Here is a 26,256-nt window from a genome sequence, read left to right as displayed (position 1 = left end):
TTTTAAAACGCACCTTTTATAGTGTAATTGCGGCAATAAAGCCGAATATAAGTAACGGTATATTATAGTGTAGAAATGTTGGGACACATGTATCCCATATATGATGGTGCTGACCATCAGCATTTAAACCAGACGTTGGTCCAAGTGTACTATCAGATGCTGGAGAACCTGCATCACCAAGTGCACCAGCTGTACCGATAATTGCGATTGTAGCCATGGGACTAAATCCGAGCTGGACGCATAACGGTACGAAAATTGTTGTTAAGATTGGGATGGTTGAAAAGGAAGAGCCAATTCCCATCGTAACGAGAAGTCCAATAATGAGCATAAGAAATGCAGCAAGCGGTTTATTATTTCCGATTATATGTGCACTCGTTTGCACAAGCGATTCAACATGTCCAGTTTTTCGAAGAACAGCGCCAAATCCTGCGGCAGAAATCATAACAAATCCGATAAAGGACATCATACGCATTCCACTCGTTAAAATAGCATCGGCTTCTTTAAGAGGGAGGCTACCGCTAACTGATAAGACGATAATACCTGCTAAAGCACCAAAAATCATTGATTCTGTTGCTAATTGCACAGTTAATGTAGCGAGTATTGATAATAAACCCAAAGTAATGCTTCTTTTCGTATAGGGAACGATTTCATTCTGTGCAGCATGAATTTGTTCTGTTTCATATGTACGTGGTTTTCTGTATGTAATGAAAACCGCTACACATAATCCGATAATCATACCGATTGCTGGAATAGTCATCGCTTTTGGAATAAGTGCGACATCAAATGTAAGACCGCTTTGCGCAGCATTTGTTTGCAATACGTCATGAAAAATTTTTCCGAACCCTGCTGGAACCCACATGTAAGGGGTAATTAACCCAAATGTAATAAGACATGTTACAAGCCTACGATCCACCCTCAGCTCATTTAATACTTTTAAAAGTGCTGGAATTAAGATTGGGATGAAAGCGATATGAACAGGGATAATATTTTGTGAGAAACAAGCCATTGTTAAAATGATAAATAATATAAGTATTTTAGAATAGACTTGTTTTTTCGTGTCTTGTTCGTTGCCGATCCATTTTAAAGCTGATTGGATCATTGCATCAGGAAGTCCTGTTTTTGAAAGGGAAATAGCAAATCCACCGAGCATTGCGTAGCTTAATGCGATAGGAGCACTGTTCCCAAGACCGGCTGTAAAAGTACTAATTGTTTCTGAAATACCGAGTCCGCCGATAAGGCCGCCTGTTAAAGCTCCAACGATAATGGCGACAATGACTTGGACACGTAACAAACTAAGCAGTAGCATGACTGCTACTGCGATGAGTACAGCGTTCATAATAAATGTAATCTCCCTAATTTTTATTCTGTTAAGGCAAGCAAGTGTTTGTAGTGACATATACTTGCGACATATCATTATAAAATGTTTTCTATGAAATGTAAAAGCGCCTTTTGTTATTAATGTTGAAAAGATAGTTCTTGTTTAATTGATTGTAAATATTTAGCGAATAACTCAGGCTCTTCTAAATCTGGAGAATGTGCCGAGTTTGGAAACCAAATCATCTTTTTAATAGGAGCTTGAATGATATCGCAATATTGTTGAACGAGTGCATAAGGAGTTTGATAATCATAGCGACCAGAACAAAAATAAACAGGAACAGATAAACTTGAAATAGATGAAAAGAAATCGATTGTCAGCATCTCTTCCCATAAAACTCCGGATTTTAAATTTCCTGCGAGAAATTTGAACCAATCTAATAGCGTATATTCAGGAGAAAAGAAGCCTTTTCGTATGAAAGAAAAGGAAGATCCATTTTGGATTGCTCCTCCGAATGTACCAAGCCACTTTCTTTGAATAATGAGGCGTCTCGTATCTAAAAAGGGTGGTTTCCCTAATTTTAAAAGAGAAGCTAATGCCTTTTTATGGTCATGTTTTTTGGCAGAGCTAATTAAATGTTGATATAGTAATTCTTCATTTTGCTTCATATGTACGATTTGACCGATGCCGATGTATGCTTCTATATATTCGGGACATTGATTAGCGATTTGTAGTCCGATAATACTTCCCCAAGAATGACCTGCGAGAAATAGTTTTTGCTTATTAAAGCGTTTGAGAAGATATTGAATAACCTTTTTTGCATCTGAAAAAAATTGATTAATCGTAAGATTTGTTTGGATGTCCCGCCATAAAAAGGATTTACCTGCCCCTCGCTGATCCCAATTAATAACGATAAAGTGCTTTTCTAACTCTTTTTGAAAATGGCGAATAAAGCCGATTTGTGCCATACCAGGGCCGCCGTGACAGCATAATAAAATAGGCTGTTCCACGTTTTGGCCGCGTATAAGGAGAGATTGTTTCCGGTCATTAATCATAACGCTTTCTATCGTAGCGATACTGTTAGGGATTAGTTGCTTCTTTTCATTGTAAAACTGAGGGGTGTGGCTACGAAAAAGCATATGTAAACCTCCTTTTCTTAAATGGTATGAATCGCACAGGCTCTTTCTTTTGCATATACTACTAGAAAATCATTGTATCATAACATACTGGTTTGATTTCAAGTTTAGGCGATTAAGAGAGGAGGGAGAATATGACGATTGGAGAAATTATTGATTCTTTAAATAGACGCGAATCAATCGCTATTATAGCGAAACGGCTTGAAATGAGCCCATATACATTATCAAAGAAATTAAGGGTGATTGGATATGAATATGATGGAGAGCAGAAAAAACGTATCTTTATAGGTGATGGCGAAGAGCCACGTCATTTGCAAATACAAGAAGCTACTGCCCTTCAATATGCAAAAACAGACTATCAATTACTAATTTATGAACAATTACAAAGCATTTATGAATTGCTAAGAAAAAGAGAAGAAGTAAGTGTTCAAATTATAAGTAAGAGCACAGAGAAAAAGAAACGAACCTTTTCGATTAATATAGAAGTATTAGCAAGACTAGATGTTATATCGGAATCAAAAGGGATTCAAAAGTCTAAAATTGTAGAAGAAGCACTACAGGAGTTTTTGCAACGGTATGATGTTAATCATGAAACGTATCCAGAGAAATAAAAGAAAGGATACTATGTTCCATATAAGAGCGTGTATCCTTTCTTTTATTTCATTTTTTGTTTTGTTTCGAAAAGTAATATAGGAACCAAACGGCATGATTTTGTTCATCAGCTGCTGCGCGCTGAAATGTTTCTTTCACTTGTTGATTTGTCGTTCCGTCAGCAATTTCTAAGTAAAAATCAACTGTTCGTTGCTCATCTTGCCGAATTTCAAGGATTTGAGTTCGTTCATTTATGTCTGGAGCTAAAGTAGCTAATCTAGCATAAAAATGAATGGCGCTATATTCTCCATTAATTGCTTTCTCAATACTACGAATGTGTTTGTCGATACAATGTATCGTCATTGTTTGATAGAAATACATACAAATCTTCCCATTATAGTTTTCTATATACTACGAAGAAACAAGGGGCTATGTGCGTATCCTTTACTGCACTAGAAAAATGACAATACGTATGACTCTAAAAGAAGAAGCTCCTTGCATATAAAAGGAGCTTCTTCTTTCGAGTGTCACGCACTAGTTTGAATAGTATTTAATTGTTTTTTTGAATACGTCCATCAATAATCGGCTGAATTGGTTCTGTCACTTGTTTTACATAATCGACTAATGCTTCAAAATCGTTTGGACCAGTTTCAGCATTTTTTCCATTTTTAAAGGATACGAATCCATCACCGCCAGAAGCTAGGAAAGCATTTGCAACTACGCTATACGTTTTAGAGGGAACTAATTCTTCACCATTTGTTAAACGGATATTCGTAACCTTTTCGTTATTTGGTTTGTTTGCATCCCAAGTGTATTGAATACCTGAAATTTGAAGCATTCTCGTTGCTCCTTTTTGCCATTGTTGATTTAATATATCACGAATATCTTGACCTGTTAGATCTACTTTAATTAATTGGTTTCCGAAAGGCTGAATGCCGTATAATTCGCCCCATGTAATATCTCCAGCGTCTAGATCATTACGAATTCCACCAGGATTCATAAGAGCGATTTGTGTTTGCATTATTTGGCGCTGGGCATCCGCAACTAAATTTCCAAGTGTAGATTCACCAGCATCGTTTTGTTTACGGTCGATAGGTGCTGTAGATTTTCCGACTACTTCATTTACAAGAGGTGCGATTTTTTCTTTATATTGATCTAACTTTTGTTTTACTTGTTTATCAGGCTCTACACCTTCATGGTACGTTGTAATAACTTCAGCTTTTTTCTTCACAATATCTTTTGTTTTTCTATCAATTGTTACATCTACGTCCGAAAAAGCCATTCCGTAAGAATTCGCTTGCACGATAAGTTTATTATTTACAGTACCATTTACATACGTATGACTATGTCCGCCGAAAATAACATCGACTTCTGGATCTGTTTCATTTGCAATTCGAGTGAGGTCTCCATTTGTTACACCAGACTCATCAGTTGTTCCGCCGACATGTGCAAGGACTACGATAGATTTAACGCCGAGACGCTTTAATTGTTGTGTGGATTTATTAATAGCCTCTACTTCATCAGTAATTTGTACATTCTTTAGCATAGTAGGCATAACGACATTCGGTGTATCCGTTGTAACAACTCCAATGAACCCTACAGGAACTCCGTCAACTATTTTTACAGTGAATGGTGGTAAAAATAAGCGGCCAGTTGATTTATTATAGAAGTTTGCAGCGACATAAGGGAAGTTTGCTCCTTTGAAATTTCCTGTTTTTTCGTGATATCCACCGTAAATGAGGCGTTTCATTTCATCGATACCTTCATCAAATTCATGGTTTCCGATTGTACCAACATCAAACTTTAAGTCATTTAAAAATTCAATTGTTGGTTCGTCTTGTAATAATGCGGAAACTGGTGGGCTGGCTCCGACAATATCACCGGCATGTACGAGAAGTGTATTAGGGTTTTGTTTTTTGCGTTCTTTTAAATAAGTAGCTAAATAATCAGCGCCACCAGCTTCTTTATTGTTAACTTTTTTTACAGTATCTAGTTGACCATGTAAATCATTAATACCAAGCATTTGTACGTCTATGTATCGGTTTTGTTCGGCAGGAGTCTGAGATGGAGGAGCGGCGAATACGCTTGAAAAAGTAATAGTACTTAAAACAGCAACAGCAGGAATAATTTTTTTCCACATAATTAATTTCTCCTTTTTTTATAATCTGACATCATACGACATAATTTTAATAGATTACTAGGATTATATCTATATAAAAATTTAGTTTTTTCGAAAAATTAACATATTTACAAAAGATAAATAATAGAGTAGGGAACCTTTTTTATTGTCGATTTCGCCATGTATCCTCTATAATGGAGAAAAAAGTAAAAGGTGAATAGTATGAAGAAAAAGAAGCAAAGACAAACACAAAGACACTCTCAAATGAATCAACCAGAGAAAGAATCACTTACACTAGGTGATCAATTGAACGATTCGTTAATGCAACAATTAAAGAATAAGAAAAAAGAGTTGCAAGTGAGAGAAGAGAAAAAAGAGGCAGCAGAACAAGAAAGAAAGCGTAAGGAACAAAAAGAACGTGAAAAGAATAAATCATTTGAAGAACTGTTAAGTGAAAGTAGCCTTACTTGGAAAGACTTTAAATAATAAAAAAATGATCAGTGAAATGCCGCTGATCATTTTTTTGACGAGTTTGTAAGAAAAGGGGAGTTAGAATGAGGGAAATTGTAGTCGTTCCGTATGAAAATCATTGGAGTGAGAAATTCCAAATGGAAGCCGAAAGATTAAAATCGGCGATGCCAGAAATGGTGAAAGTCCATCATATTGGAAGTACGTCAGTGCCAGGACTGGCAGCTAAACCAATTATAGATATGATTATGGAAGTAGAGAGTATCGACAGAGTAGATCATTGGAATGAACGTTTTAAAGAGCTTGGTTACATCGTAAAAGGGGAAAATGGTATTTCAAGACGTCGTTATTTTATTCATGGGACTGAGGAAAAACGCTCGTATCACTTACACGTATTTGAAAAAGGAAATCCTGAGATAGTAAGGCATTTAGCATTTCGTGATTATATGATGGCTCATTGTGAAGAAGCAGAAGCGTATGCGACTTTAAAGAAAGAACTAGCTGAAAAATATACATATGATGGCACGTTGTATACAGAAGGAAAAAATGAATTTGTACGTAATGTTGATGAAAAAGCGAAGAAATGGATAGAAAGTAACGTGAACGACTGAGTTCATGTTATTTTCTAAAGGGGTATAAAATTATTATGTAAACTGTACGTATGTTTTGACATTTTGAATAAATCTTGTTGAAATAAAGTGGTGGTTTATAAAAAATGTAACATTGAAAGGGAGAACGAGTATGCATATTCCAACAACTACACTTCATAATGGCGTGAAAATGCCGATGATTGGTCTAGGCGTTTATAAAGCTAAAGAAGGCGACGAAGTTAAACAAGCAGTAAAAACAGCGTTAGAAGTTGGATACCGTTCGATTGATACAGCAACTGTATATGAAAATGAAAGCGGTGTCGGAGAAGCGGTTCGTGAATCTGGAATTTCGCGAGAAGACTTGTTTATTACAACAAAAGTTTGGAACGATGATCAAGGGTACGAGGAGACGCTCGAGGCGTTTGAAAAAAGTTTAAAGAAATTACAAATGGACTATGTAGATTTATATTTAATCCATTGGCCGATAAGAGGGAAGTATGTTGATACGTACCGTGCTCTAGAAAAGCTATATGAAGAAGGTAAAGTGCGTGCCATTGGTGTTTCTAATTTTCATAAACATCATTTAGAACTGTTATTACCAAATTGCAAAGTGAAGCCGATGGTAAACCAAGTTGAACTTCATCCAATGCTAGCGCAATTTGAATTGCGTGATTTCTGTCAAGGTGAGCAAATTCAAATGGAAGCATGGAGTCCTTTAATGAGAGGCGGCGAAGTATTCCAGCATCCAATTATTCAGGCTATTTCTAAAAAATATGAAAAGTCACCTGCACAAGTTATATTAAGGTGGGATATTCAAAGTGGGATTGTGACTATTCCTAAATCTGTTACGCCATCTCGTATTAAAGAGAACTTTACTATTTTTGATTTCTCATTAACTGAAGAAGAGATGGATCAAATTAATACGTTAAATCGTAATTTACATGTAGGAACGAATCCTGATAAATATGATACGTTATAAAAAAAGACTGCCGCCTAGTGTTGGGGGGGGGGGCAGTCTTTTGCTTTTATCGGTATCAATATTTTAGCGATGCAAAGCATATGAATCATACTTAACAATCTTTTGAAGTTGTACATATTCTTCTTTTGTTAAAGATAACTGTTGGCTAGCTTGTATATTTTCTTGCAATTGTTGAATAGAGCTTGCACCAGGTATAACAGCTGCAACAGTTTCGTTATGTAAGCAATATTGAATAGCTGTTCCTGTTAAAGAGCTTTCTCCGATTATTTCTTTTACACTCGCGAGTGTCGAATATAACTCATCGTAAGAATAAGAGAGGTAATCTTTTTCTTTTACTCTTTCTATCTTTCTTGCATTATTGTTAGTTAAAATCCCTTTTGCAAGTGGTCCGCGAGCAATAACGCTAATTTGCTGTTCATTAAGAAACGGGAACCATTCTTCAGGGCGACGATTTAAAAGGCTGTATTCCATTAATATGCTAACGATATTTGATCGTTTTGCATACTCACGAATGACATTTGGGCGTATAGAAGAGATACCATAATGACGAATAATCCCTTCTTTTTTTAATTCTTCAAAGGCTTCAACTGTTTCATCTATAGGATCTTCAATCGTCCCGCCATGCAGTTGATATAAATCAATATAATCTGTTTGAAGTCTACGTAAACTCTCTTTTACTTCGGTCTTTATATAAGCTTTAGAAGGATCCCAAGACCAACCGTTTTTTTCTTCTGTCCATCGATTTCCAACCTTTGTTGTAAGAACAATTTGGTCGCGTTTTCCTTTCAGAGCTTTTCCAACAAATTCTTCATTTAATCCATAATCGTATAAGTCCGCTGTATCAAAAAAATTAATTCCTAAATCGATTGCCTCATCGATAATACGCATAGCTTCAGCCTCAGATGCACCGAGAGACATACAGCCAAATCCAATTTCCGTAACATATAAATCTGAGTTTCCTAATTGACGTTTTTTCATAGGTCAACCTCCTTACCTTTATTGTACGAAAGGGGAAGGAGGTTGACAAACGTTTACTTTTTATTTGCTGTAATCCACTCTTGTACAGTTGTATACTCTTTGCCATATTGTTTTAGCTTATGACGAATTTGCCATGCTTTGCCGACTAAAGTGACGCGATTTGGTAAAATGTAAACTTTCATTTCTATCACGCTCCTTTCAATGTGGTAAAATGTATGAAGAACGATTAGGAAATAGAACAGGGAGATGAAGTAGTATGAGTAATCTTGCAGAAAGAACAGTAAAAACTGAACCGATTTTTGATGGTAGAGTTATAAAAGTTCGTGTTGATGATGTAGTATTACCAAATGGAGAAATGAGTAAACGTGAAATCGTAAATCACCCTGGGGCAGTTGCTATTATTGCTATTACTGATGAGGGGAAAATTGTACTCGTTGAGCAGTATCGTAAAGCTCTCGAAAAGGCAATTGTGGAAATTCCTGCTGGGAAGTTAGAACCTGGGGAAAAGGCAGAGGTAACAGCAGTTCGTGAATTAGAAGAAGAAACAGGATATGTATGTGAAAATATGGAGCTTATTACATCTTTCTATACATCACCTGGTTTTGCAGATGAGATTTTATATGTATATAAAGCGACAGGATTAAAACAAAAAGAAAATAAAGCAGCTTTAGATGAAGATGAATTTGTGGAATTAATGGAAGTGTCATTAGAAGAAGCGATTGATCTTATGAAAGACCTTCGCATACATGATGCTAAGACGATGTTTGCAGTACAATATTTACAATTACAAAAATAAACACTCGCCTAAGGCGAGTGTTTCAGGCTGTGGAGAAAGCCTTCTCCACAGCCTATTTTTGTGTCTGAACCTCTTTTTATGTGTCAACACTGATAAAAAAGAGGAAAAGGAGAGATTTCTTATGATGGGTGCTTTAAAAAATCATCGCGACGAGCGTGTATCTGTTTCTGTAGAAGAATTGGTTCCACAAGATCATTTCCTTCGTGCGATTGAAGCGACAATTAGTTTTGATTTTATTGAGGAGAAGTTACGCCCTTATTATTGTGAAAACAATGGCCGTCCGTCAATCCATCCTATCGTTTTATTTAAGATGATGTTTATTGGATATTTTTATGGTATTCGTTCTGAGCGTCAATTGGAAAAGGAGATTAAAACGAACATTGCCTACCGTTGGTTTTTAGGGTTCTCTCTATCAGATACAATTCCAGATCATTCTACAATCAGTTGTAATCGCCGTACTCGTTTCGTTCATACAAATATTTTCGAAGAAATTTTTGATGAGATTGTGAGACAAGCGACGGAGCGCCGTATGGTAGGAGGACGTGCGTTGATGACAGATTCCACACACATTAAGGCCAATGCCAATAAAAATAAATTTGTACATAAATATAAAAAAGAAAAGGCAAAGTTCTATATAGATGAACTAGAAGCTGCGGTAATCGAAGATCGTGAGGCGCACGGAAAAAAGAATTAAAACCTAGAAAGGAAAGTGATACCCCTACTAAAAAAACTCGGATAAGTACAACGGATCCAGATAGTGGATTTTTAATGAGAGATGGAAAACCGAACGGTTTTCATTTTTTAGATCATCGTACGACTGATGCGAAGTACAATATTATTACAGATACCTATATAACGGCTGGAAATATGGCAGATTCCGAGCCGTATTTAGCACGTCTACAAGCTCAAGTTGATAAATTCGGATTTGAAGTGGAAGCTGTAGCTCTTGATGCAGGCTATTTTACAGGATATATCTGTAAGAAGTTATCAGAAAGAAATATATTTATGGTGATGGGGTATCGCCGATTTGGAAAGAGAAATAAAGAAGTACCGAAAAGCCAATTTAAATATGCAGAAGAAATGAATGCATTTGCTTGTCCGATGGGATGTATTTTAGAATATGCGACAACGGATCGCGAAGGATATCGTCAATATAAATCGAATCCAGAAGACTGCGCTGTTTGTCCGCTACGTGAGGTATGCTTTTCAAAGAAACAAAAACAAAAAGTTATCACCCATCATATATGGGAGAAATATAAAGATATCGCTAGAAAAAACAAACTAACAGCTACAGGGAAAAAGTTGTATAAAGTACGATGTTCAACTATAGAGCGAAGCTTTGCGGATGCAAAAGAACTACATGGCTATCGATATGCTCGGTTTCGAGGGCTGAAATCTGTCCAAATGCAGGCTTACCTCACCGCCGCTTGTCAAAACATGAAAAAAATAGCCCTCCATCTAACCAAAAAGGGGTTGGTGGAGGGCTATTTTTCTAAATTCTACTATTTTTTGTTGTTTTCTTTCGCTAAAATCAAAAAAGATTCCAGAGTGTTGGGAACCCTAAAGGGTTTCCCAACACTCTGAAACACTCGCCTAAGGCGAGTGTTTTTAGTTGATTTTTGCATATACACGTGCATCGCGTAAGCTGCCATCGGGTGCTAGGAAATCATTTTCCATTGTACCTTCTAAAATAAATTCTAGACGTTCTGCTAAGTTACATGCGTTTATATTTGTTGCATCAGTACGAATTTCAATTCTTCTAGCACCTAGTTTATCAAATGCAAATTGAATCGCACCTTTAATGGCTTCTGTCATATAGCCATGCTTTGTATAAGCGCTATGTAGCCAAAAGTGAAGTGAAAACTTTGGAATATCCCAGTTTTCAGGCTTGAGCGTAATAGCTCCGATGAATGTACCAGATACTTTATCGTATAAGTGGAAATCAAGTGTTTCACGAAGTAAAAACTGTCCGTGAGCTTCGCGAACAATTTCTTCAGCACGTTCTTCTGTTTCAGCTGTAATTGGCATCCATGGTAATAAGTCTTCTAGCGAAGCTTGGATTGCTTCATATACCTCTGTTCCATCACCTGGAAACGGCTTACGTACTTGCAAGCGCTCAGTTTGAAATAATGTTGGAAAATCTAATAATAATGGTTTCAAGAGAAATCCCTCCTATTCTCTACTTTTTAGTTTAGCAAAGTAGAGCGGAATTTCAATGCTAATTCGTCATACTTTTTTTCTTTCTTTCATACATTTTTAGTAAGAGTGTGAACGGAGGGAAGGAAAATGTGGCGAAAAACGTGGCAAGACCGTGTAATGTCTCACATACAGGAAAATTCTTCACTATATATATTTAATGCGGTTTTATTACTGATGGGAGTAATATTTGGAGCGATTCTTGTGAATAGTTTACAAATAAACCAAAAGCAAGATTTATCATTTTATTTACAGCGTTTTTTTGGACAAGTTTCTAAAGGAGAATTTGCTGTCGCAGGCGAAATGTTTCGAGAAAGTTACTTTTCGCAATTAAAATATATCGGCTTTATTTGGATTTTGGGGATTTCAATTATTGGGTTGCCGCTCATTTTTATCTTACTATTTTTAAAAGGGGTAGTTGTTGGATTTACAGTAGGTTTTTTAGTAAGTCAGCACGGATGGAATGGACTATTATTAGCATTTGTATCTGTATTGCCACAAAATTTAATTATAATTCCTGTATTTCTCGTAATGACAACAATTGCTGCAAGCTTTTCCTTACGCATGATTAGGCATCAATTTATTCGGAAAATAACTGAGCCACTATTACCGTTATTAATTCGCTATACATGCTTTTTTCTCGTGATTGGAGCGGTATTAGCTATTGCTTCCAGTGTCGAAGTGTATGCATCACCAGTTTTAATGAAAGAAGTTGTGGAGGCTATTAACAAACAATAAATATTTTTTGAGAATAATTATCAATTTGTTTTCATTGTTTTTCTTTTGACAGGAGCCCTTCTTCTGATATAATGGTGTAAGAGTGGCGAGGAGGGAGTAGTACCGAATGGAAGAAAGAATTGAACGAATTAAGAAGCAATTACATGCAGCGAGCTATAAATTGACACCACAACGTGAAGCAACAGTTCGTGTGCTGCTAGAAAATGAAGAAGATCATTTAAGCGCAGAAGATGTATACCTCCTTGTAAAAGAAAAGTCGCCAGAGATCGGATTAGCAACCGTTTATCGAACTTTAGAGTTATTGTCTGAGTTGAAAGTTGTCGATAAAATTAACTTTGGAGACGGTGTTTCGCGTTATGACTTACGCCAAGAAGGTGCACAGCGTTTCCATCATCATTTAATCTGTACACAATGCGGTGCTGTACAAGAAATACAAGAAGATTTACTTGGTGAAGTGGAGAATAAAGTGGAACGAGACTGGAGCTTTAAGGTGAAAGATCATCGTTTAACATTCCATGGGATTTGTAAAAATTGTCAAGAAAATGAAACGGATGAAAAATAACCTTTTCCTATTTAACTAGGAAGAGGTTTTTTATTTGAATAAGGTATAAATTGGTGAAAGCTTGGCATATGTTGTAATAACTTATATTTTGGAGGAATTTACAATGCGCCGAGCTTTAAAATTAACTTTTGATGGGATGAAAGTATTTTTATTATTTACAAGTTGTACGATTTTGTTTTATTTCGCTATACTATGGATAAATGAAGAATATGAAAGTTACCATCGTTATGAAAAGCCAAAAGAAGAGACTGTAGAAAAAGTATCAGGGAATGAGGAGCCGGAAAAGGATGCTTTCGTAAATAGAATGATGTTTTTCTATGAAAATGGGGAGTAGTGTAGATTGGAAGATCAATTAAAAGATTTTATTCATTATATGATTGTTGAAAAAGGTTTAGCGAAAAATACAGTTGTATCTTATGAACGCGATTTAAAAAGCTATGTGAAGTATTTGCAAAATGTAGAACAAACGAAGACGTTTCATGAAGTGACACGCTTGCATATTGTTAACTTTTTGCAGCATTTAAAAGAAAACGGGAAATCTTCAAAAACATTGGCGCGTCATATTGCATCGATTCGTTCGTTTCATCAATTTTTACTTCGTGAACGAGCAGTGGAGCATGACCCATCGGTACATATTGAAACGCCACAAGGGGAACGGAAATTACCAAAAGTATTATCAATCGACGAAGTGGAAGCATTGCTTCAAACACCGAAAACGGCAAGTGCTTTTGGGATTCGTGATAAGGCAATGTTAGAGTTGTTGTATGCAACAGGACTTCGTGTTTCAGAATTAATTGCATTAAATTTAGAAGATGTGCACTTAACGATGGGATTTGTTCGCTGTATCGGGAAAGGGAACAAAGAAAGAATTATTCCACTAGGAAGCTTAGCGACAGAAGCGATTCAAAAGTATATTGAAAAAGGAAGAAGAGAATTGATGGGTAAAAAAGCAGTAGATGCGCTCTTTTTAAACCATCATGGTAATCGATTATCGAGACAGGGATTTTGGAAAATTTTAAAACGGCTAGCGAAAGAAGCGAATATTGCAAAAGAGCTTACACCGCATACGTTGCGTCACTCTTTTGCTACGCATCTATTAGAAAACGGGGCAGATTTGCGTGCTGTACAAGAAATGCTTGGACATGCAGATATTTCAACGACGCAAATCTATACGCACGTTTCAAAAACTAGATTAAAAGATGTATATAAACAGTTTCACCCGAGAGCATAGTCACTATGCTCTTTTTTCATAGATTAAGAAGAGCGAACCATTTCACAGAAACTTCACAAACATTTCGTACATTGTTTTCAGCAGAAGACTAGAATATTACAATGTATTTCCTCTATACTAAATAAAGTATGAAGGAGGAAATGATGATGAAAAAACTTATTATGACTTTATTTATCGCGATGCTAGCATTGGCTGGCTGTAATACAAACAAAGAAGAACCGAAAAAAGAACAGAAACTGGAAGCTATAAAAGTAGCGGTTCAAACGAATCCGAAAGAAATTAAACCTGGTGAAAAAACAGAAGTACAAGCACTTGTTACACAAGGAAAAGAAAGAGTAACGGATGCTGATGATGTAAAGTTTGAGATTTGGAAAGATGGCGACGAGAAACACGAGATGTTAGATGGTAAGCATAAAGGAAAAGGTGTTTATGCAGTAAAGAAAACATTTGAAACTGATGGAGTATATCATATTATTCCTCATACAAATGCACGTGAAATGCATGTTATGCCAGAAACAAAAGTCGCTGTAGGAAATGCAAAAGTAGAAGATGCGAAAAAAGAAGAAGGTCATGGGGATCATAAAAGTGATACGATGATACATCTTATGGCTGGTGATATTAAAGCAAATGCTGAATCAACAATGAAAGTCCATTTAAAACAAAAAGAAGAAGCGTTAACTGGTGCTGAAGTACAACTTGAGATTTGGAAAGACGGCGTTGAAAAACACGAATTTATTCCGGCGAAAGAAGGGAATAAAGGGGAGTATGAAAGTAAACATACTTTCAAAGAGAATGGTGCTTACAAAGTGAAAGTTCATGTTAAAAAAGGTGAACTACATGAACATAAAGAAGAAACAGTAGAAGTAAAATAAAAAGTAGCTCTTTAGAGCTGCTTTTTATTTTTATATTAGGAAATATGTTATAAAATGATTAGCACTTCTTTGCAGAATGGATTACAATAGAAGGGTAAAGAAAATGAGGAATTCTACGAAAATGTATTAAAAAGAAAGCGTAAACATGTTATGATATCAATATCAGATGTCTGACATCTGACTTGGAAAAACCTAGAAATGTTTTTTATTCGTTTGAAAGTAAAACGAAAAAGTTAGAGAATGATTTAAAGCAGTACTGTTTAATAATGAGGACGAGAGATAATTCCCATTGATAACAGTTTCACTTTATAGCGTTTTGAACATACTACAAGAAGTAGAACTGAACATATAGGAGGTTGCAGTTATGAATAAATATAAACGTATTTTCCTAGTCGTAATGGACTCTGTGGGAATCGGTGAAGCACCAGATGCTGAGCAGTTTGGTGATTTAGGTTCTGATACAATTGGTCATATCGCTGAACATATGAATGGATTACACATGCCAAACATGGTGAAATTAGGCCTTGGTAATATTCGTGAAATGAAAGGAATCTCTAAAGTAGAGAAACCGCTTGGATATTATACAAAAATGCAAGAGAAATCTACAGGTAAAGATACAATGACAGGTCACTGGGAAATCATGGGCCTTTACATTGATACACCATTCCAAGTGTTTCCTGAAGGATTCCCGAAAGAATTACTTGATGAATTAGAAGAAAAGACAGGTCGTAAAATTATCGGTAATAAACCAACTTCTGGAACTGAAGTACTTGTTGAGCTTGGTCAAGAACAAATGGAAACAGGTTCTTTAATTGTTTACACTTCTGCTGATAGTGTATTACAGATCGCAGCTCATGAAGAAGTAGTACCACTTGAAGAGCTATATAAAATTTGTAAAATCGCACGTGAATTAACATTAGATGAGAAGTACATGGTAGGGCGTGTTATTGCTCGTCCGTTCGTTGGAGAGCCAGGAAACTTCACACGTACACCAAATCGTCATGACTATGCGTTAAAACCATTTGGTCGCACAGTAATGAATGAACTTAAAGATAGCGATTATGATGTAATTGCTATTGGTAAAATTGCTGACATTTATGATGGAGAAGGTGTAACTGAATCACTTCGTACGAAATCAAATATGGATGGAATGGACAAGCTTGTAGATACATTAAATATGGACTTTACAGGTATTAGCTTCTTAAACTTAGTTGACTTTGATGCCTTATTTGGTCATCGTCGTGACCCACAAGGGTACGGAGAAGCATTGCAAGAATATGACGCACGTCTTCCAGAAGTATTCGAAAAACTAAAAGAAGATGATCTATTATTAATTACAGCAGACCATGGTAATGATCCAGTACATCCTGGTACTGATCATACACGTGAATATGTACCGTTATTAGCATATAGCCCAAGCATGAAAGAAGGCGGACAAGAGTTATCACTTCGTCAAACATTTGCTGATATTGGTGCAACTGTAGCAGAAAACTTTAATGTTAAAATGCCAGAACATGGAACAAGCTTCTTAAACGAGCTAAAGAAATAGGGGGATAAACAGATGAATCGTGAACTAATTACAAAATCAGCTTCATACTTAAAAGAGAAATTTCAAGAGACACCACAAGTAGGACTAATCCTTGGATCTGGACTAGGTGTATTAGCAGATGAAATCGAGAACGCAGTAACAGTACCATACAGTGAAATCCCTGAATTCCCAGTTTCAACTGTAGAAGGACATGCAGGTCAACTTGTATTCGGTACACTTCAAGGTGTAACAGTAGTAGCAATGCAAGGACGTTTCCATTTCTACGAAGGATACGATATGCAAAAAGTAACATTCCCAGTTCGTGTTATGAAAGAACTAGGTGTAGAAACAGTTGTTGTAACGAACGCAGCTGGTGGTGTAAATACATCATTTGAACCAGGCGATCTTATGTTAATTTCAGACCATATTAACTTCATGGGTACGAACCCATTAATCGGACCAAATGATTCTGAAATGGGTGTACGTTTCCCTGATATGTCTACATCATATACGCCAGAACTTCGCGAAATGGCGAAACAAGTTGCAGCAGATTTAAATATTAAAGTACAAGAAGGTGTATATGTTGGAATGACAGGTCCTGTATATGAAACACCTGCTGAAATTCGTATGCTTCGTACACTTGGCGGAGATGCAGTTGGTATGTCAACAGTACCGGAAGTAATTGTAGCTCGTCATGCAGGTATGAAAGTACTAGGTATTTCTTGTATTTCAAATATGGCAGCTGGTATTTTAGATCAACCACTTCACCACGATGAAGTAATTGAAACGACAGAACGTGTTAAAGCTAATTTCTTAGCATTAGTAAAAGCAATTGTAAAACAAATGAAGGGGTGACTTCACAATGAGAATGGTGGACCTAATTGCAAAAAAACGTGATGGACATGCATTAACGACAGAAGAAATTAACTTTATCGTTGAAGGATATACAAATGGTAGTATTCCAGATTATCAAATGAGTTCACTTGCAATGGCAATTTTCTTCCAAGATATGAATGATCAAGAACGTGCAGATTTAACGATGGCAATGGTAAATAGCGGTGATACAATTGACTTATCAGCCATTGAAGGGGTAAAAGTAGATAAGCATTCAACGGGTGGAGTTGGTGATACAACGACACTTGTATTAGGTCCATTAGTAGCTGCTTTAGGTGTACCAGTTGCGAAAATGTCTGGACGAGGTCTAGGACATACGGGTGGTACAATTGATAAATTAGAAGCAGTACCAGGATTCCATGTGGAAATTGAAAATGATGAATTCATGCGTCTTGTAAATGAAAATAAAATCGCTGTTATTGGTCAAAGTGGAAACTTAACACCTGCTGATAAAAAGTTATATGCGCTTCGTGATGTAACTGCAACAGTAAATTCAATTCCTCTTATCGCTAGCTCAATTATGAGTAAGAAAATTGCTGCTGGTGCAGATGCAATTGTTCTTGATGTAAAAACTGGAGCAGGCGCGTTTATGAAAACGGATGAAGATGCAAAGCGTTTAGCAGAAGCAATGGTACGCATCGGTAATAACGTTGGTCGTAATACGATGGCGGTTATTTCTGATATGAGTCAGCCGCTTGGTGAAGCAATTGGTAATGCATTAGAAGTACAAGAAGCAATTGATACATTACAAGGTAAGGGACCGAAAGATTTAGAAGAGTTATGTTTAACACTTGGAAGTCAGATGGTGTACCTTGCTGGACAAGCTTCATCTTTAGAAGATGCACGTGAAAAGTTAATTGAAGTAATGAACAATGGTAAAGCGCTAGAATCATTTAAAACGTTCTTATCAGCACAAGGCGGCGATGCATCTGTTGTTGATGATCCTTCTAAATTGCCACAAGCACAATTTAAAATTGAAGTAGAAGCGAAAGAAGACGGTTACGTATCGGAAATCGTTGCAGATGAAATCGGAACAGCAGCAATGCTTTTAGGAGCAGGGCGTGCAACGAAAGAGTCTGAAATTGATTTAGCAGTTGGTCTAATGCTTCGCAAAAAAGTAGGCGATAGCGTGAAAAAAGGTGACTCTCTTGTTACAATTTACGCAAACCGCGAAAATGTTGAAGACGTAAAAGCGAAAATTTATGAGAACATGAAAATCGCTAAAGATCACGTAGATGCACCAACTTTAGTACACGGTATTGTAACGAAGTAATAAAGTGAAACTTTAATCAGTGGGGGCTTTATCCCCACTGATTATTAGCCTTCACCAATCGGGCATTTACGGGCAGCCCGACCCAGACCTAACTTCTTTGCTTTCGCTGAATTTTGAGGTAGGGGTCTTACTGCCCGCAAATAGCGGGATAAAAAAAGCTGAGGAGATTTCTCCTTGGCTTTTTTTACTATTTTTTGTTTATAATAGTAATGGGTGAAATTATGATTAGAATTTGTGCAATAACGAAAAAAAATGAAGTTTTATATGATGTTTCGCTAGAAGAAACGAAAAAAGAGAACATCATATGGTATTGGCTTGATTTATATAAGCCAACGAAAGAGGAGTATACATATATTTTACAAGATCACTTCAAGTTCCATCCCCTTGCAATTGAAGATTGTGTAGAGTATGTACAGAGACCAAAGGTAGATTTTTATGATGGATATAACTTTTTAGTTCTTCATGCATTCGGAGAAGACGGATTAGAACCGCATGAAATCGATTTATTTATTAGTGATCGATATATAGTCTCTTTCCATTTCTCTCATAACAATGCGATTGAAAGAGTATGGAAAACGCTCGGTGAAAAGAAACGTATTAAGAAGAGTCCTTTGCATGTAGCACATACAATTATTGACCAAATTGTAGATGATTATTTCGCACCTGTTTATTACATCGAAGACCATTTAAATGCAATTGATGATAATTTAACGGGTGAGACAGCAGGAAGTGTGCTAGAAGAAGTATTTGATATTCGTGCAGATTTATCTAAGCTAAGGCGTACGATTATTCCGATGCGTGATTTATTGTATCGTATATTAAATTCAACACGTTTTTACGGTATAAGCGATCATGAAATTTATTTTAAAGATATACATGATCATTTGCTTAAACTGACAGAGATGATTGAAGCGAGCCGTGAATTAACAGCAGATATTCGAGATAGTTACTTTTCGTTGAATTCCCACCATATGAACAATATTATGAAAACATTAACTGTTTTCTCGACTATTTTCATGCCGTTAACATTTATTGCAGGGGTATACGGCATGAACTTCGCACATATGCCAGAGCTTGGCGGGAAGTATAGTTATTTTATTTGCTTAATTTTAATGGCATTAATTGGCGGCGGAATGATGGCTTGGTTTTATAAAAAAGGTTGGTTTAAGTAAAAAAACACCGAGGATTTCCTCGGTGTTTTTTTCTTAGCCAATAGCGTGTAATACGAACATGGCTAAGAATAAGCATGTAATAATATACATGGACGGTGCGACTTCTTTACGCTTTCCAAGTGCAACTTTCAAGATAGGATAAGCAATAAATCCGAACGCAATGCCATCAGCGATACTATATGTGAGCGGGATCATAACGATAATTAAAAACGCTGGAAATCCTTCTGAAAAGTCGTTCAGAGGAATTTGTTGAATGCTTGTAATCATCAGCCCGCCAATAATAATTAAGATTGGTGCAATGGCACTGTCAGGAATTATTTTGACAAACGGAAGCGCAAACAGTGATGCGAAGAATAACAACCCTGTAACGATAGACGTCAGACCTGTCTTTCCGCCTGCAGTAATACCTGCGGCACTCTCTACTGTTGAAACGGTAGGGCTTGTGCCAAATAGACCACATGTCATTGCTGAAATTGCATTTGCTTGGTAAGCACGTGGGAATTTACGATCATCTTCTAATAAACCATGTAAAAGTCCCATGTTCTCAAAAATAAGCACCATGCTTAAGGAGAATGTTGCAATCCAAAATGGCAAGGAAGAAAGTTTCCCAAATGACATAGCTCCAAACACATCGCCATAATTAGCGAATGAAAACGAACTATTTCCCATTTGACTCGTATCAACAAGACCAAACAGCCATGCAATACCAGTTCCAATTGCAATCGTCCATAAAAAGCTTCCACGTACGTTACGCGCAAATAGTACAAGTGCGACAATAAGAGTAAGTAGTGTGGCAAGAACGACAGGACTACTTAATTTTCCCATTGCAACAGCAGTATTAGGATGCGAAACGACTAAACCACCTTTTTGCAAGCCGATGAAAGCTAAAAACAACCCGATACCGACAGTGATCGCTTCCTTTAATGACTTTGGAATCGATACCGAAAGCACGCGAGCAATCGGTGTAAAAGCAGCAATTGCAAAAATAATACCGGCGATAAAAACAGCTGCCAATGCTTCTTGCCAAGTTAAACCGAGCGTATGCACAGCAGTGTACGTGAAGAATGCATTTACACCCATACCAGGGACAAGAATAGCAGGTGCATTTGCCCAAAATGCCATGAGTAGACATCCGACAAATGAACTAAAAACAGTTGCCAAAATTCCTGCCTCAAGAGGAATGCCGGCATCTGATAAGATTGACGCATTTACAATCATAATATAAACAATTGTGAAAAATGACGTGACTCCAGCTAAAACTTCTTGTTTTGGTGATGTTTGGTGTAAGTCTAATTTAAATGTTCTTTCAAGTATTCCTTTCATGTTAAACCTTCTTTTTCATATCCCTCTCCCACCCGTGATATCTCTTATGTAAGAGCTCACCGTCCTTTATTATATCAGAACATCATGTTTTTACAACAACGAAAATGATAACGGTTACTTATAAATGAGTTTATTTATAAATACGTAAAAATTGCCCGGATAGATGAAATGATTTCTAGTTCTCCTGATTGAATGGGCGGAGCTGCTTGCGCATGCAAAGTAGCATATGATGCGATCTCCCGTGGTAATTGGGCAGATTCTTCAACGAGTGAGAGGGGAACAGGATTAATATTTAAATTGTAGGTACTCGCAATTGTACGAGCTTTGTCTACTGCTTGTTGCAGAGCTTGAATGAGAGCTTGCTCATAATATTTATTTGGATGAGATATTCGAAAACGTAATCCTTTTGCTACGTTTGCACCATTTGTAACGGCTATATCATATACTTCCCCTGCTTTTTGTACATTTAAAACGGTAATTTCATACAAATGCTCCACACGGTAGCCTTGTAGTAATGCTTTATCATTTACATATTCGTATTGAGGAGTAATTGTATAAGAAATGGTTTCTATATCTTTATCGGCAATACCTAGCTGTTTGAGTGCATCAAGCAATTGTTTCGATTGCACTGCATTTTCTTCTTGCGCCTGTTTTACATTTTTACTATCTGTTCGAATGCCCAGTGTTAATATGACAACATTTGGTTTTGCCTTTATAATGCCTTCTCCTTGTACAGTAATAGTAGCTTCTTTACCAGTATTCGTCGTACGGATATTATGTAAATACGGATTCATTCCACTTTGCATTTATGCTCACCATCCTTTTTTATATGTATATGTGTGAACAAAAAAGAAAATCTTATGAAAAAAGTTACATAAATGAGAATGTTGAGGGAAGAAAGCATATACAATATAGGTATTTATAGATTATAATATGTGTAAATATGATAAAAAAGGGACGAGGCTAGTGAACGAAAATAGAGAAACACTGATTTTAGATTTATCTGCATCATTTCGAAAGATGATACGTTTATTACAAAATGATATTAATACACGTTTTTCAGAGCATATGCCATATAATGAATTCTCTGTATTACGTGCGTTATTTTTAAACAGTCCACAGATGGCTTCGCAAATTGCGAGTGAAGTAAACGTAACCTCCAGTCATATTACAGCTGTAACAGATCGTCTCGTGCGAAAAGGGTTTGTTGAAAGAAAACGTTCAAATTCGGACCGTCGTATCGTATACTTAGAAATTACTGAAAACGGACGAGAAGTAACTGAAAAGCTTGAAGCTGTGCGTAAAGAATATTATAAAGAGAAATTTAAAGGTTGGAGCGACCAAGAGATAGAAATGGTTTTGGAACTATTTGGCCGCGTATTATAATAAATGAGGATAGGAAGCGAGAGCTTTCCTATCCTTTTTCTTTTGAATAAAAATATTTTGAAACTCCGATACTTTAATTAAACAGATCGGAGGAAAGATTATGAAATATATTGCTGCACTTACCATTTTACTTGGAAGTTTTTTCTGCTTTCATACATTCATGTACGCTGATACCCCTATCCAAGTGGTGCAAAAAGAAGTGAAGTACATTGAGAATGATAATACCGTCTTGTATTCGAAATTATGGGTTCGTTCTATGCAAAACGCAGTATTATTTCATCATAGCGATAATGTTCGTAATCAGGACACTTTGCGTAATGTAACAAGTTCATCGCTCGTTAAAGCGAAGCAATTACCATTTAAGAAAGCATCAATGTATATTCCAAGATTATCGCAATACGTATCAAAAGCAGGGAAAGAAAATATTCAAGTGCACTACATTGCGGTGCACTATAATGTGAAAAAAGAAAATGCGTATCAATTAAATGGTATGAACTATTTTCTGCAAGTATTTGTGAAAGAGCGCGGCGAATGGAAAATTGCTGAAAGTGTAGTCGCGCCGACAGAGCAAATTGTGCAAAATGGTGATGGATTTGGGATGAAAGAAGAGATGGTGTATGGGGATAGGAGAGAGAATGTGAAATAGCCTCCTTTTGAAGGAGGTTATTTCACACGCCAAGAAAATTTTAATTTTAATAAGCGAGATAATAGTAGGTAGACTATCGTACTGGTTCCTATAAAACCAATATAATAATTTAAGATAGAATGACTTCCTCCCGCTGCCATTCCTCCAAACATTCCAATAAAGATTACACAACATATCATACATAGTGTTTTGAGTTTCGGATATAATAGGAAGTTTCCGTTTTGTTCATTAGGTGATCTTGTATATAAGTACATTCCTAAAGGTAATAGAATAAGTATATTTGCGATTGGGCCGATAAGTTTTGTTGCTGAAGGAATATACGTAAAATTAGGTTCATCATGACGTACGCCTTGTTGATCAGTATAAGCGCGTTGAGGATCGTAGTTAAAATTAATATTGAATCCGCGAACGGGCGCTAAAATACTCACTTTTTCTATTACTGAACCGTAACGATCTACATTCTCCTCCGTATAGACGGGGTGATTGGAAATAAGTCCAACCGTATGAATAGAAATAGCTCCGGCAATTAGAGTCGGCAAAATAAAAGGGAATCCAAGTATAGCAACACTGAAGAATCCTTGTGAAATCATATTACCAGCAATTGTTCCTATGCATAATGCAAGTGTATAGATAGCAATTAAGATGATAACCATGTATAAGAAATAGGTATGAAATGGTGAAAATATTTGATACTTATTATGAAAAGTTGTCTTTTTCATAATAGCAAAAAGTCCCCAATTCAATATAACGATAGCTACAATATTACACACACCAAAAAGCCATTTCGTCATGAAGAGATGTTTCCGTTTAAATGGCATAGACCATAGAATGTCACTTGATTGATTTTGACGCTCCCATCCAATAAGGATGCAGGCTAATGCAATAAGGAGTGCTCCTTGAACCATGATAGTATCGGGAAGTGAAAGGTGATAATTGTATCGGTATATATATTTCCATTCATTATTTTTATGAAAATGTTTTAGTTGCTCGGCAGATGCTAAATAGTATTTATAGGATAGTACATAAAAACTTACTAACCAAAATAGCCAAACAATATATTTACTTTGCTTGTAGGTATGCACCCATAATGCTTTTTGAAACATAGGATCTCTCCTTTAAAAAACTTTATAGTTTGTAAGACGTGATAATATAAAATAAGTGACGATTCCAAATAAAAAGAACCCAACATAGTAACTAAATAATAAATCAAAACGCTTCAACATTTGCCCACCTATTAATGCAACATAAAAGGTAGTACCCCATATCCAGATTGAGTTGTATTTTGGAAAAAGGAAAATTTTCTTATTATGTTCATTAGGTGATCGTGCATAAAGAAACATACCAATTAGTAAGCTGGAAATAGTATAGAAGATAGGAACAAGTATTACTTTTGCAGAGTAGTAACTATGAAAAGTGGGTCCCCTTTGTATTACTTTTCCATGATCTTCATATGATTGAGCTGTTGGATGGTAATTATAACTAATTGAAAAGTCTAATATGGCGCTTGAAATGTTGGTCTTTTTATTGAATTCATAAATGTTTTCGAAATTCGTATAACTTTTATTCCCCTGTATTGCCTCAGCGTGAGCTGTAAAGAAAAGGAGTAAGAGTGAAAAGATTCCCATTCCCATGATGCAAAAAGTAATGCTAAAGATGCTTTGTGAAATAATACTGCCAGTAAATGTACCGATACATAAAGAGACAGTATAGATCGCTATATATGTGAAAATTGCATACAGGAAATATCGATGAAACGGTTCGAAAGATTGATATTCAAAGTGAATCGTAGATTTATAAATAAAATACATAAGACCCCAATTGATTAGAAGTGATAGTACAATGAAAAATCCACCGAAACCCCACTTCGATAAGAACATATCACGTCTTTTAAATGGAAATGTCATAAGTGAATTTCCATTTTGATTACTTCGCTCCCAACCAATTAATATACAGGATAGGATAATTGTAATAATACCTAACCAAAAGCTATCAGAAGAATGAAAAGAATAATGATAGTAAAACTTTTTTTCACCCATGCTTTCTGGATGGAGAAAGAGAGACTGTTGATCTTCAGCTGCTTGATAGTATCCGAAAGATAAAAAATAAAGTGAACTAAAGAAAAATAGTAACGCAGCATATTTCCCGCGCTTCCAATTCCACATCCACAGCGCCTTATGAAACATACCCATCCTCCTCAAGTGTCGTAACGAAGACATCTTCAAGTGACATTGCTAATTCTTCAATGAGTATTGGTTGCTCTTTATAAAACTTTTCAAGCGTTGTAGCAACATTTCCTTCGATTAAAATCGTATATACTTTTCCTGTTTGGTTTAATATTTTAATATTGCTTAAGTTTTCTAGTTTTTGAGGTAGTGATCGTTCGTAAGCAACTTGGACTTTAGCAAATCGTGATTTTGCATCATCTAGTGATGTAATAGAATCTACTGTATGTCCTTTTAAAATAATGATTGTATCGGCAATTTTTTCAACTTCATCTAAATGGTGAGTGGAGATGAAAATGGTAATTTCTTTTTCTGCAACTTCTTCAACGAGAAATTGTAGAATCTGTCTTTTAACGATAGGATCAAGTCCATTTGTCGGTTCATCTAAAATGATATATTCTGCTTTTGCAGCGAAAGCTAAAATGATCGCAAGCAGTGCTTTCATTCCTTTTGAATAACTACGAATTCGCTTGTTTGGTAAGTTGAAACGTTCTAGCAGTTCGTAGAAATATGGTTCATCAAATGCTGTATAAACTGCTTTATAAAACTTCACGATTTCTTTCACTGTATATCCGTTCAGTATGTTAGTAGAATCCGGAACATATACGACCTTTTGTTTCATTTCAGGATGCATATGAACATCTGTATCTTCATATGTAACAGTTCCTTCATCGGGGTCTAAAATGCCGACCATCGTTCGTAATAAAGTTGTTTTCCCCGCGCCGTTTCTTCCAAGTAATCCGACGATACTACCTTTTTGTAATGTGAAAGAAACATCGTCTAAAATCGTTTGGTTATCAATTGTTTTCTTCAAGTTTGTCACTTTCAACATCTGTATTTCCTCCAATCTCTTTATAGTATGAATCTATCCAATCGTGAATTTTATCTTTCGTAATCCCAAGATAAGAGGCTTCTAGTAATAATTGATGAAATTGCTTTTCAACCATAGCGATTTTCCTTTCGTCTAATGTTGGGGTAATCGATTGGGCTACAAATGTTCCTTTTCCTCGTAATGTTTCAATAATCCCTTGTCGCTCTAATTCTTGATAAGCTTTACTTACTGTATTTGGATTTATAACGAGCAAAGAAGCAAGCTCACGTACAGAAGGAAGCTTATCACTTGGAGCTAACATATTTTTTAGTACGAGCTCTTTTATATTTTGAACAATTTGTTCCCATATCGGAGTGTTGCTTCTTGGATCAAGTTGAATATGCAAGAGCAATGTCTCCTTCCTAATGAG

At 36.1% G+C, this 26,256-nt stretch carries 30 protein-coding genes; 17 read left to right on the top strand and 13 right to left on the bottom strand.

The features are described from left to right. Positions 1-16: 16 nt before the first annotated feature. Positions 17-1,336: a Na+/H+ antiporter family protein gene (locus JFU23_RS08455; RefSeq protein ID WP_002138221.1), complete on the bottom strand. Its 1,320-nt coding sequence runs from the start codon at positions 1,334-1,336 to the stop codon at positions 17-19. A 119-nt stretch (positions 1,337-1,455) separates the two neighbouring features. Further along, positions 1,456-2,454 (bottom strand): alpha/beta fold hydrolase, encoded by a 999-nt coding sequence (locus tag JFU23_RS08450; protein WP_201031735.1) that lies wholly within the window; start codon positions 2,452-2,454, stop codon positions 1,456-1,458. A 131-nt stretch (positions 2,455-2,585) separates the two neighbouring features. On the opposite strand from JFU23_RS08450, the gene JFU23_RS08445 reads away from it, so the two are divergent. Continuing rightward, on the top strand, positions 2,586-3,062 hold the full coding sequence (locus JFU23_RS08445; protein ID WP_002014948.1) for a ribbon-helix-helix domain-containing protein: 477 nt from the start codon (positions 2,586-2,588) through the stop codon (positions 3,060-3,062). Positions 3,063-3,111: 49 nt separating this feature from the next. Here JFU23_RS08445 and JFU23_RS08440 read toward each other — a convergent pair whose 3' ends face one another. Continuing rightward, entirely contained in the window at positions 3,112-3,423 is a 312-nt protein-coding gene (locus JFU23_RS08440) for a ferritin-like domain-containing protein (RefSeq protein WP_113937126.1), read from the bottom strand. A 169-nt stretch (positions 3,424-3,592) separates the two neighbouring features. Beyond that, positions 3,593-5,182 (bottom strand): bifunctional metallophosphatase/5'-nucleotidase, encoded by a 1,590-nt coding sequence (locus tag JFU23_RS08435; protein ID WP_201031734.1) that lies wholly within the window; start codon positions 5,180-5,182, stop codon positions 3,593-3,595. A 201-nt stretch (positions 5,183-5,383) separates the two neighbouring features. On the opposite strand from JFU23_RS08435, the gene JFU23_RS08430 reads away from it, so the two are divergent. The 3 genes from JFU23_RS08430 to JFU23_RS08420 all read left to right on the top strand — a co-directional run bounded on the left by JFU23_RS08430 (position 5,384) and on the right by JFU23_RS08420 (position 7,198). Continuing rightward, positions 5,384-5,647: a YqkE family protein gene (locus tag JFU23_RS08430; RefSeq protein ID WP_002014945.1), complete on the top strand. Its 264-nt coding sequence runs from the start codon at positions 5,384-5,386 to the stop codon at positions 5,645-5,647. Positions 5,648-5,715: 68 nt separating this feature from the next. After that, positions 5,716-6,240, top strand: coding sequence for a GrpB family protein (locus JFU23_RS08425; protein WP_002138216.1), 525 nt, complete (start codon positions 5,716-5,718; stop codon positions 6,238-6,240). Positions 6,241-6,370: 130 nt separating this feature from the next. After that, a complete protein-coding gene (locus JFU23_RS08420) occupies positions 6,371-7,198 on the top strand; it encodes an aldo/keto reductase (RefSeq protein ID WP_098167395.1) in 828 nt (275 codons plus the stop codon). Positions 7,199-7,261: 63 nt separating this feature from the next. Here JFU23_RS08420 and JFU23_RS08415 read toward each other — a convergent pair whose 3' ends face one another. Continuing rightward, entirely contained in the window at positions 7,262-8,176 is a 915-nt protein-coding gene (locus tag JFU23_RS08415) for an aldo/keto reductase (RefSeq protein ID WP_016096157.1), read from the bottom strand. Between the two features lie 53 nt (positions 8,177-8,229). Next, entirely contained in the window at positions 8,230-8,358 is a 129-nt protein-coding gene (gene mciZ, locus JFU23_RS08410) for a Z-ring formation inhibitor MciZ (protein WP_000870295.1), read from the bottom strand. Positions 8,359-8,432: 74 nt separating this feature from the next. On the opposite strand from mciZ, the gene JFU23_RS08405 reads away from it, so the two are divergent. Both JFU23_RS08405 and JFU23_RS08400 read left to right on the top strand, forming a co-directional pair. Continuing rightward, entirely contained in the window at positions 8,433-8,972 is a 540-nt protein-coding gene (locus JFU23_RS08405; protein ID WP_201031733.1) for an NUDIX domain-containing protein, read from the top strand. A gap of 121 nt (positions 8,973-9,093) precedes the next feature. After that, positions 9,094-10,556 (top strand): IS1182 family transposase gene (locus tag JFU23_RS08400; protein WP_374191746.1). Its coding sequence is split into 2 segments (ribosomal slippage): positions 9,094-9,655 and positions 9,655-10,556, totalling 1,464 coding nucleotides; the frame shifts between segments, so codons are not numbered across the junction. Between the two features lie 24 nt (positions 10,557-10,580). Here JFU23_RS08400 and JFU23_RS08395 read toward each other — a convergent pair. After that, entirely contained in the window at positions 10,581-11,132 is a 552-nt protein-coding gene (locus JFU23_RS08395) for a GNAT family N-acetyltransferase (RefSeq protein ID WP_002033881.1), read from the bottom strand. A gap of 126 nt (positions 11,133-11,258) precedes the next feature. Between JFU23_RS08395 and spoIIM the strand changes: the two genes are divergently transcribed. The 9 genes from spoIIM (at position 11,259) to corA (ending at position 19,438) form a co-directional block, all read left to right on the top strand. Next, positions 11,259-11,906 (top strand): stage II sporulation protein M, encoded by a 648-nt coding sequence (spoIIM, locus tag JFU23_RS08390; protein ID WP_002014939.1) that lies wholly within the window; start codon positions 11,259-11,261, stop codon positions 11,904-11,906. Between the two features lie 106 nt (positions 11,907-12,012). Next, positions 12,013-12,468: a ferric iron uptake transcriptional regulator gene (gene fur / locus JFU23_RS08385; protein ID WP_000392654.1), complete on the top strand. Its 456-nt coding sequence runs from the start codon at positions 12,013-12,015 to the stop codon at positions 12,466-12,468. Positions 12,469-12,571: 103 nt separating this feature from the next. Continuing rightward, on the top strand, positions 12,572-12,802 hold the full coding sequence (locus JFU23_RS08380) for a YqzK family protein (protein ID WP_002088473.1): 231 nt from the start codon (positions 12,572-12,574) through the stop codon (positions 12,800-12,802). Between the two features lie 6 nt (positions 12,803-12,808). After that, positions 12,809-13,699, top strand: a complete 891-nt coding sequence (xerD, locus tag JFU23_RS08375) for a site-specific tyrosine recombinase XerD (protein ID WP_002067028.1) — start codon at positions 12,809-12,811, stop codon at positions 13,697-13,699. Between the two features lie 143 nt (positions 13,700-13,842). Continuing rightward, positions 13,843-14,571 carry a FixH family protein gene (locus JFU23_RS08370; protein WP_201031732.1) on the top strand — a complete coding sequence of 243 codons (729 nt, stop codon included), beginning with the start codon at positions 13,843-13,845 and terminating at the stop codon, positions 14,569-14,571. A 364-nt stretch (positions 14,572-14,935) separates the two neighbouring features. Further along, positions 14,936-16,120, top strand: a complete 1,185-nt coding sequence (deoB, locus tag JFU23_RS08365; protein WP_201031731.1) for a phosphopentomutase — start codon at positions 14,936-14,938, stop codon at positions 16,118-16,120. Positions 16,121-16,132: 12 nt separating this feature from the next. Continuing rightward, positions 16,133-16,954, top strand: a complete 822-nt coding sequence (locus tag JFU23_RS08360) for a purine-nucleoside phosphorylase (RefSeq protein ID WP_001078443.1) — start codon at positions 16,133-16,135, stop codon at positions 16,952-16,954. A gap of 7 nt (positions 16,955-16,961) precedes the next feature. Beyond that, positions 16,962-18,266, top strand: coding sequence for a pyrimidine-nucleoside phosphorylase (locus JFU23_RS08355; protein ID WP_002067030.1), 1,305 nt, complete (start codon positions 16,962-16,964; stop codon positions 18,264-18,266). Positions 18,267-18,475: 209 nt separating this feature from the next. After that, a complete protein-coding gene (gene corA / locus JFU23_RS08350; protein ID WP_002067031.1) occupies positions 18,476-19,438 on the top strand; it encodes a magnesium/cobalt transporter CorA in 963 nt (320 codons plus the stop codon). Positions 19,439-19,471: 33 nt separating this feature from the next. On the opposite strand, the gene JFU23_RS08345 is transcribed toward corA, so the two are convergent. Both JFU23_RS08345 and JFU23_RS08340 read right to left on the bottom strand, forming a co-directional pair. Next, on the bottom strand, positions 19,472-20,761 hold the full coding sequence (locus JFU23_RS08345) for an NCS2 family permease (RefSeq protein ID WP_002033892.1): 1,290 nt from the start codon (positions 20,759-20,761) through the stop codon (positions 19,472-19,474). A gap of 134 nt (positions 20,762-20,895) precedes the next feature. Next, positions 20,896-21,567, bottom strand: coding sequence for an SIMPL domain-containing protein (locus tag JFU23_RS08340; protein ID WP_002138209.1), 672 nt, complete (start codon positions 21,565-21,567; stop codon positions 20,896-20,898). Positions 21,568-21,727: 160 nt separating this feature from the next. Here JFU23_RS08340 and JFU23_RS08335 point away from each other — a divergent pair, with 160 nt between their 5' ends. Then, on the top strand, positions 21,728-22,147 hold the full coding sequence (locus tag JFU23_RS08335) for a MarR family winged helix-turn-helix transcriptional regulator (RefSeq protein ID WP_113937133.1): 420 nt from the start codon (positions 21,728-21,730) through the stop codon (positions 22,145-22,147). Between the two features lie 100 nt (positions 22,148-22,247). Then, complete coding sequence (locus JFU23_RS08330) at positions 22,248-22,793, top strand: hypothetical protein (RefSeq protein ID WP_002138207.1); 546 nt, start codon at positions 22,248-22,250, stop codon at positions 22,791-22,793. Between the two features lie 17 nt (positions 22,794-22,810). Here JFU23_RS08330 and JFU23_RS08325 read toward each other — a convergent pair whose 3' ends face one another. The 4 genes from JFU23_RS08325 to JFU23_RS08310 are packed head-to-tail and all read right to left on the bottom strand — an operon-like array spanning position 22,811 to position 26,232. After that, positions 22,811-23,896 (bottom strand): acetoin ABC transporter permease, encoded by a 1,086-nt coding sequence (locus tag JFU23_RS08325; RefSeq protein WP_085312290.1) that lies wholly within the window; start codon positions 23,894-23,896, stop codon positions 22,811-22,813. 12 nt (positions 23,897-23,908) lie between these two features. Then, a complete protein-coding gene (locus JFU23_RS08320) occupies positions 23,909-24,976 on the bottom strand; it encodes an ABC transporter permease (RefSeq protein WP_201031730.1) in 1,068 nt (355 codons plus the stop codon). Further along, a complete protein-coding gene (locus JFU23_RS08315; RefSeq protein WP_201031729.1) occupies positions 24,966-25,847 on the bottom strand; it encodes an ABC transporter ATP-binding protein in 882 nt (293 codons plus the stop codon). Before JFU23_RS08315 ends, JFU23_RS08320 begins: the two co-directional genes overlap by 11 nt. Then, complete coding sequence (locus JFU23_RS08310; RefSeq protein WP_002033900.1) at positions 25,813-26,232, bottom strand: GntR family transcriptional regulator; 420 nt, start codon at positions 26,230-26,232, stop codon at positions 25,813-25,815. Before JFU23_RS08310 ends, JFU23_RS08315 begins: the two co-directional genes overlap by 35 nt. Positions 26,233-26,256: the final 24 nt, after the last annotated feature.

Source organism: Bacillus sp. TH50 (assembly GCF_016650565.1).
Lineage (GTDB): Bacteria > Bacillota > Bacilli > Bacillales > Bacillaceae_G > Bacillus_A > Bacillus_A mycoides.
Note: the sequence above shows the minus strand (reverse complement) of the source record. Positions and strands in the feature narration are given on the sequence as shown.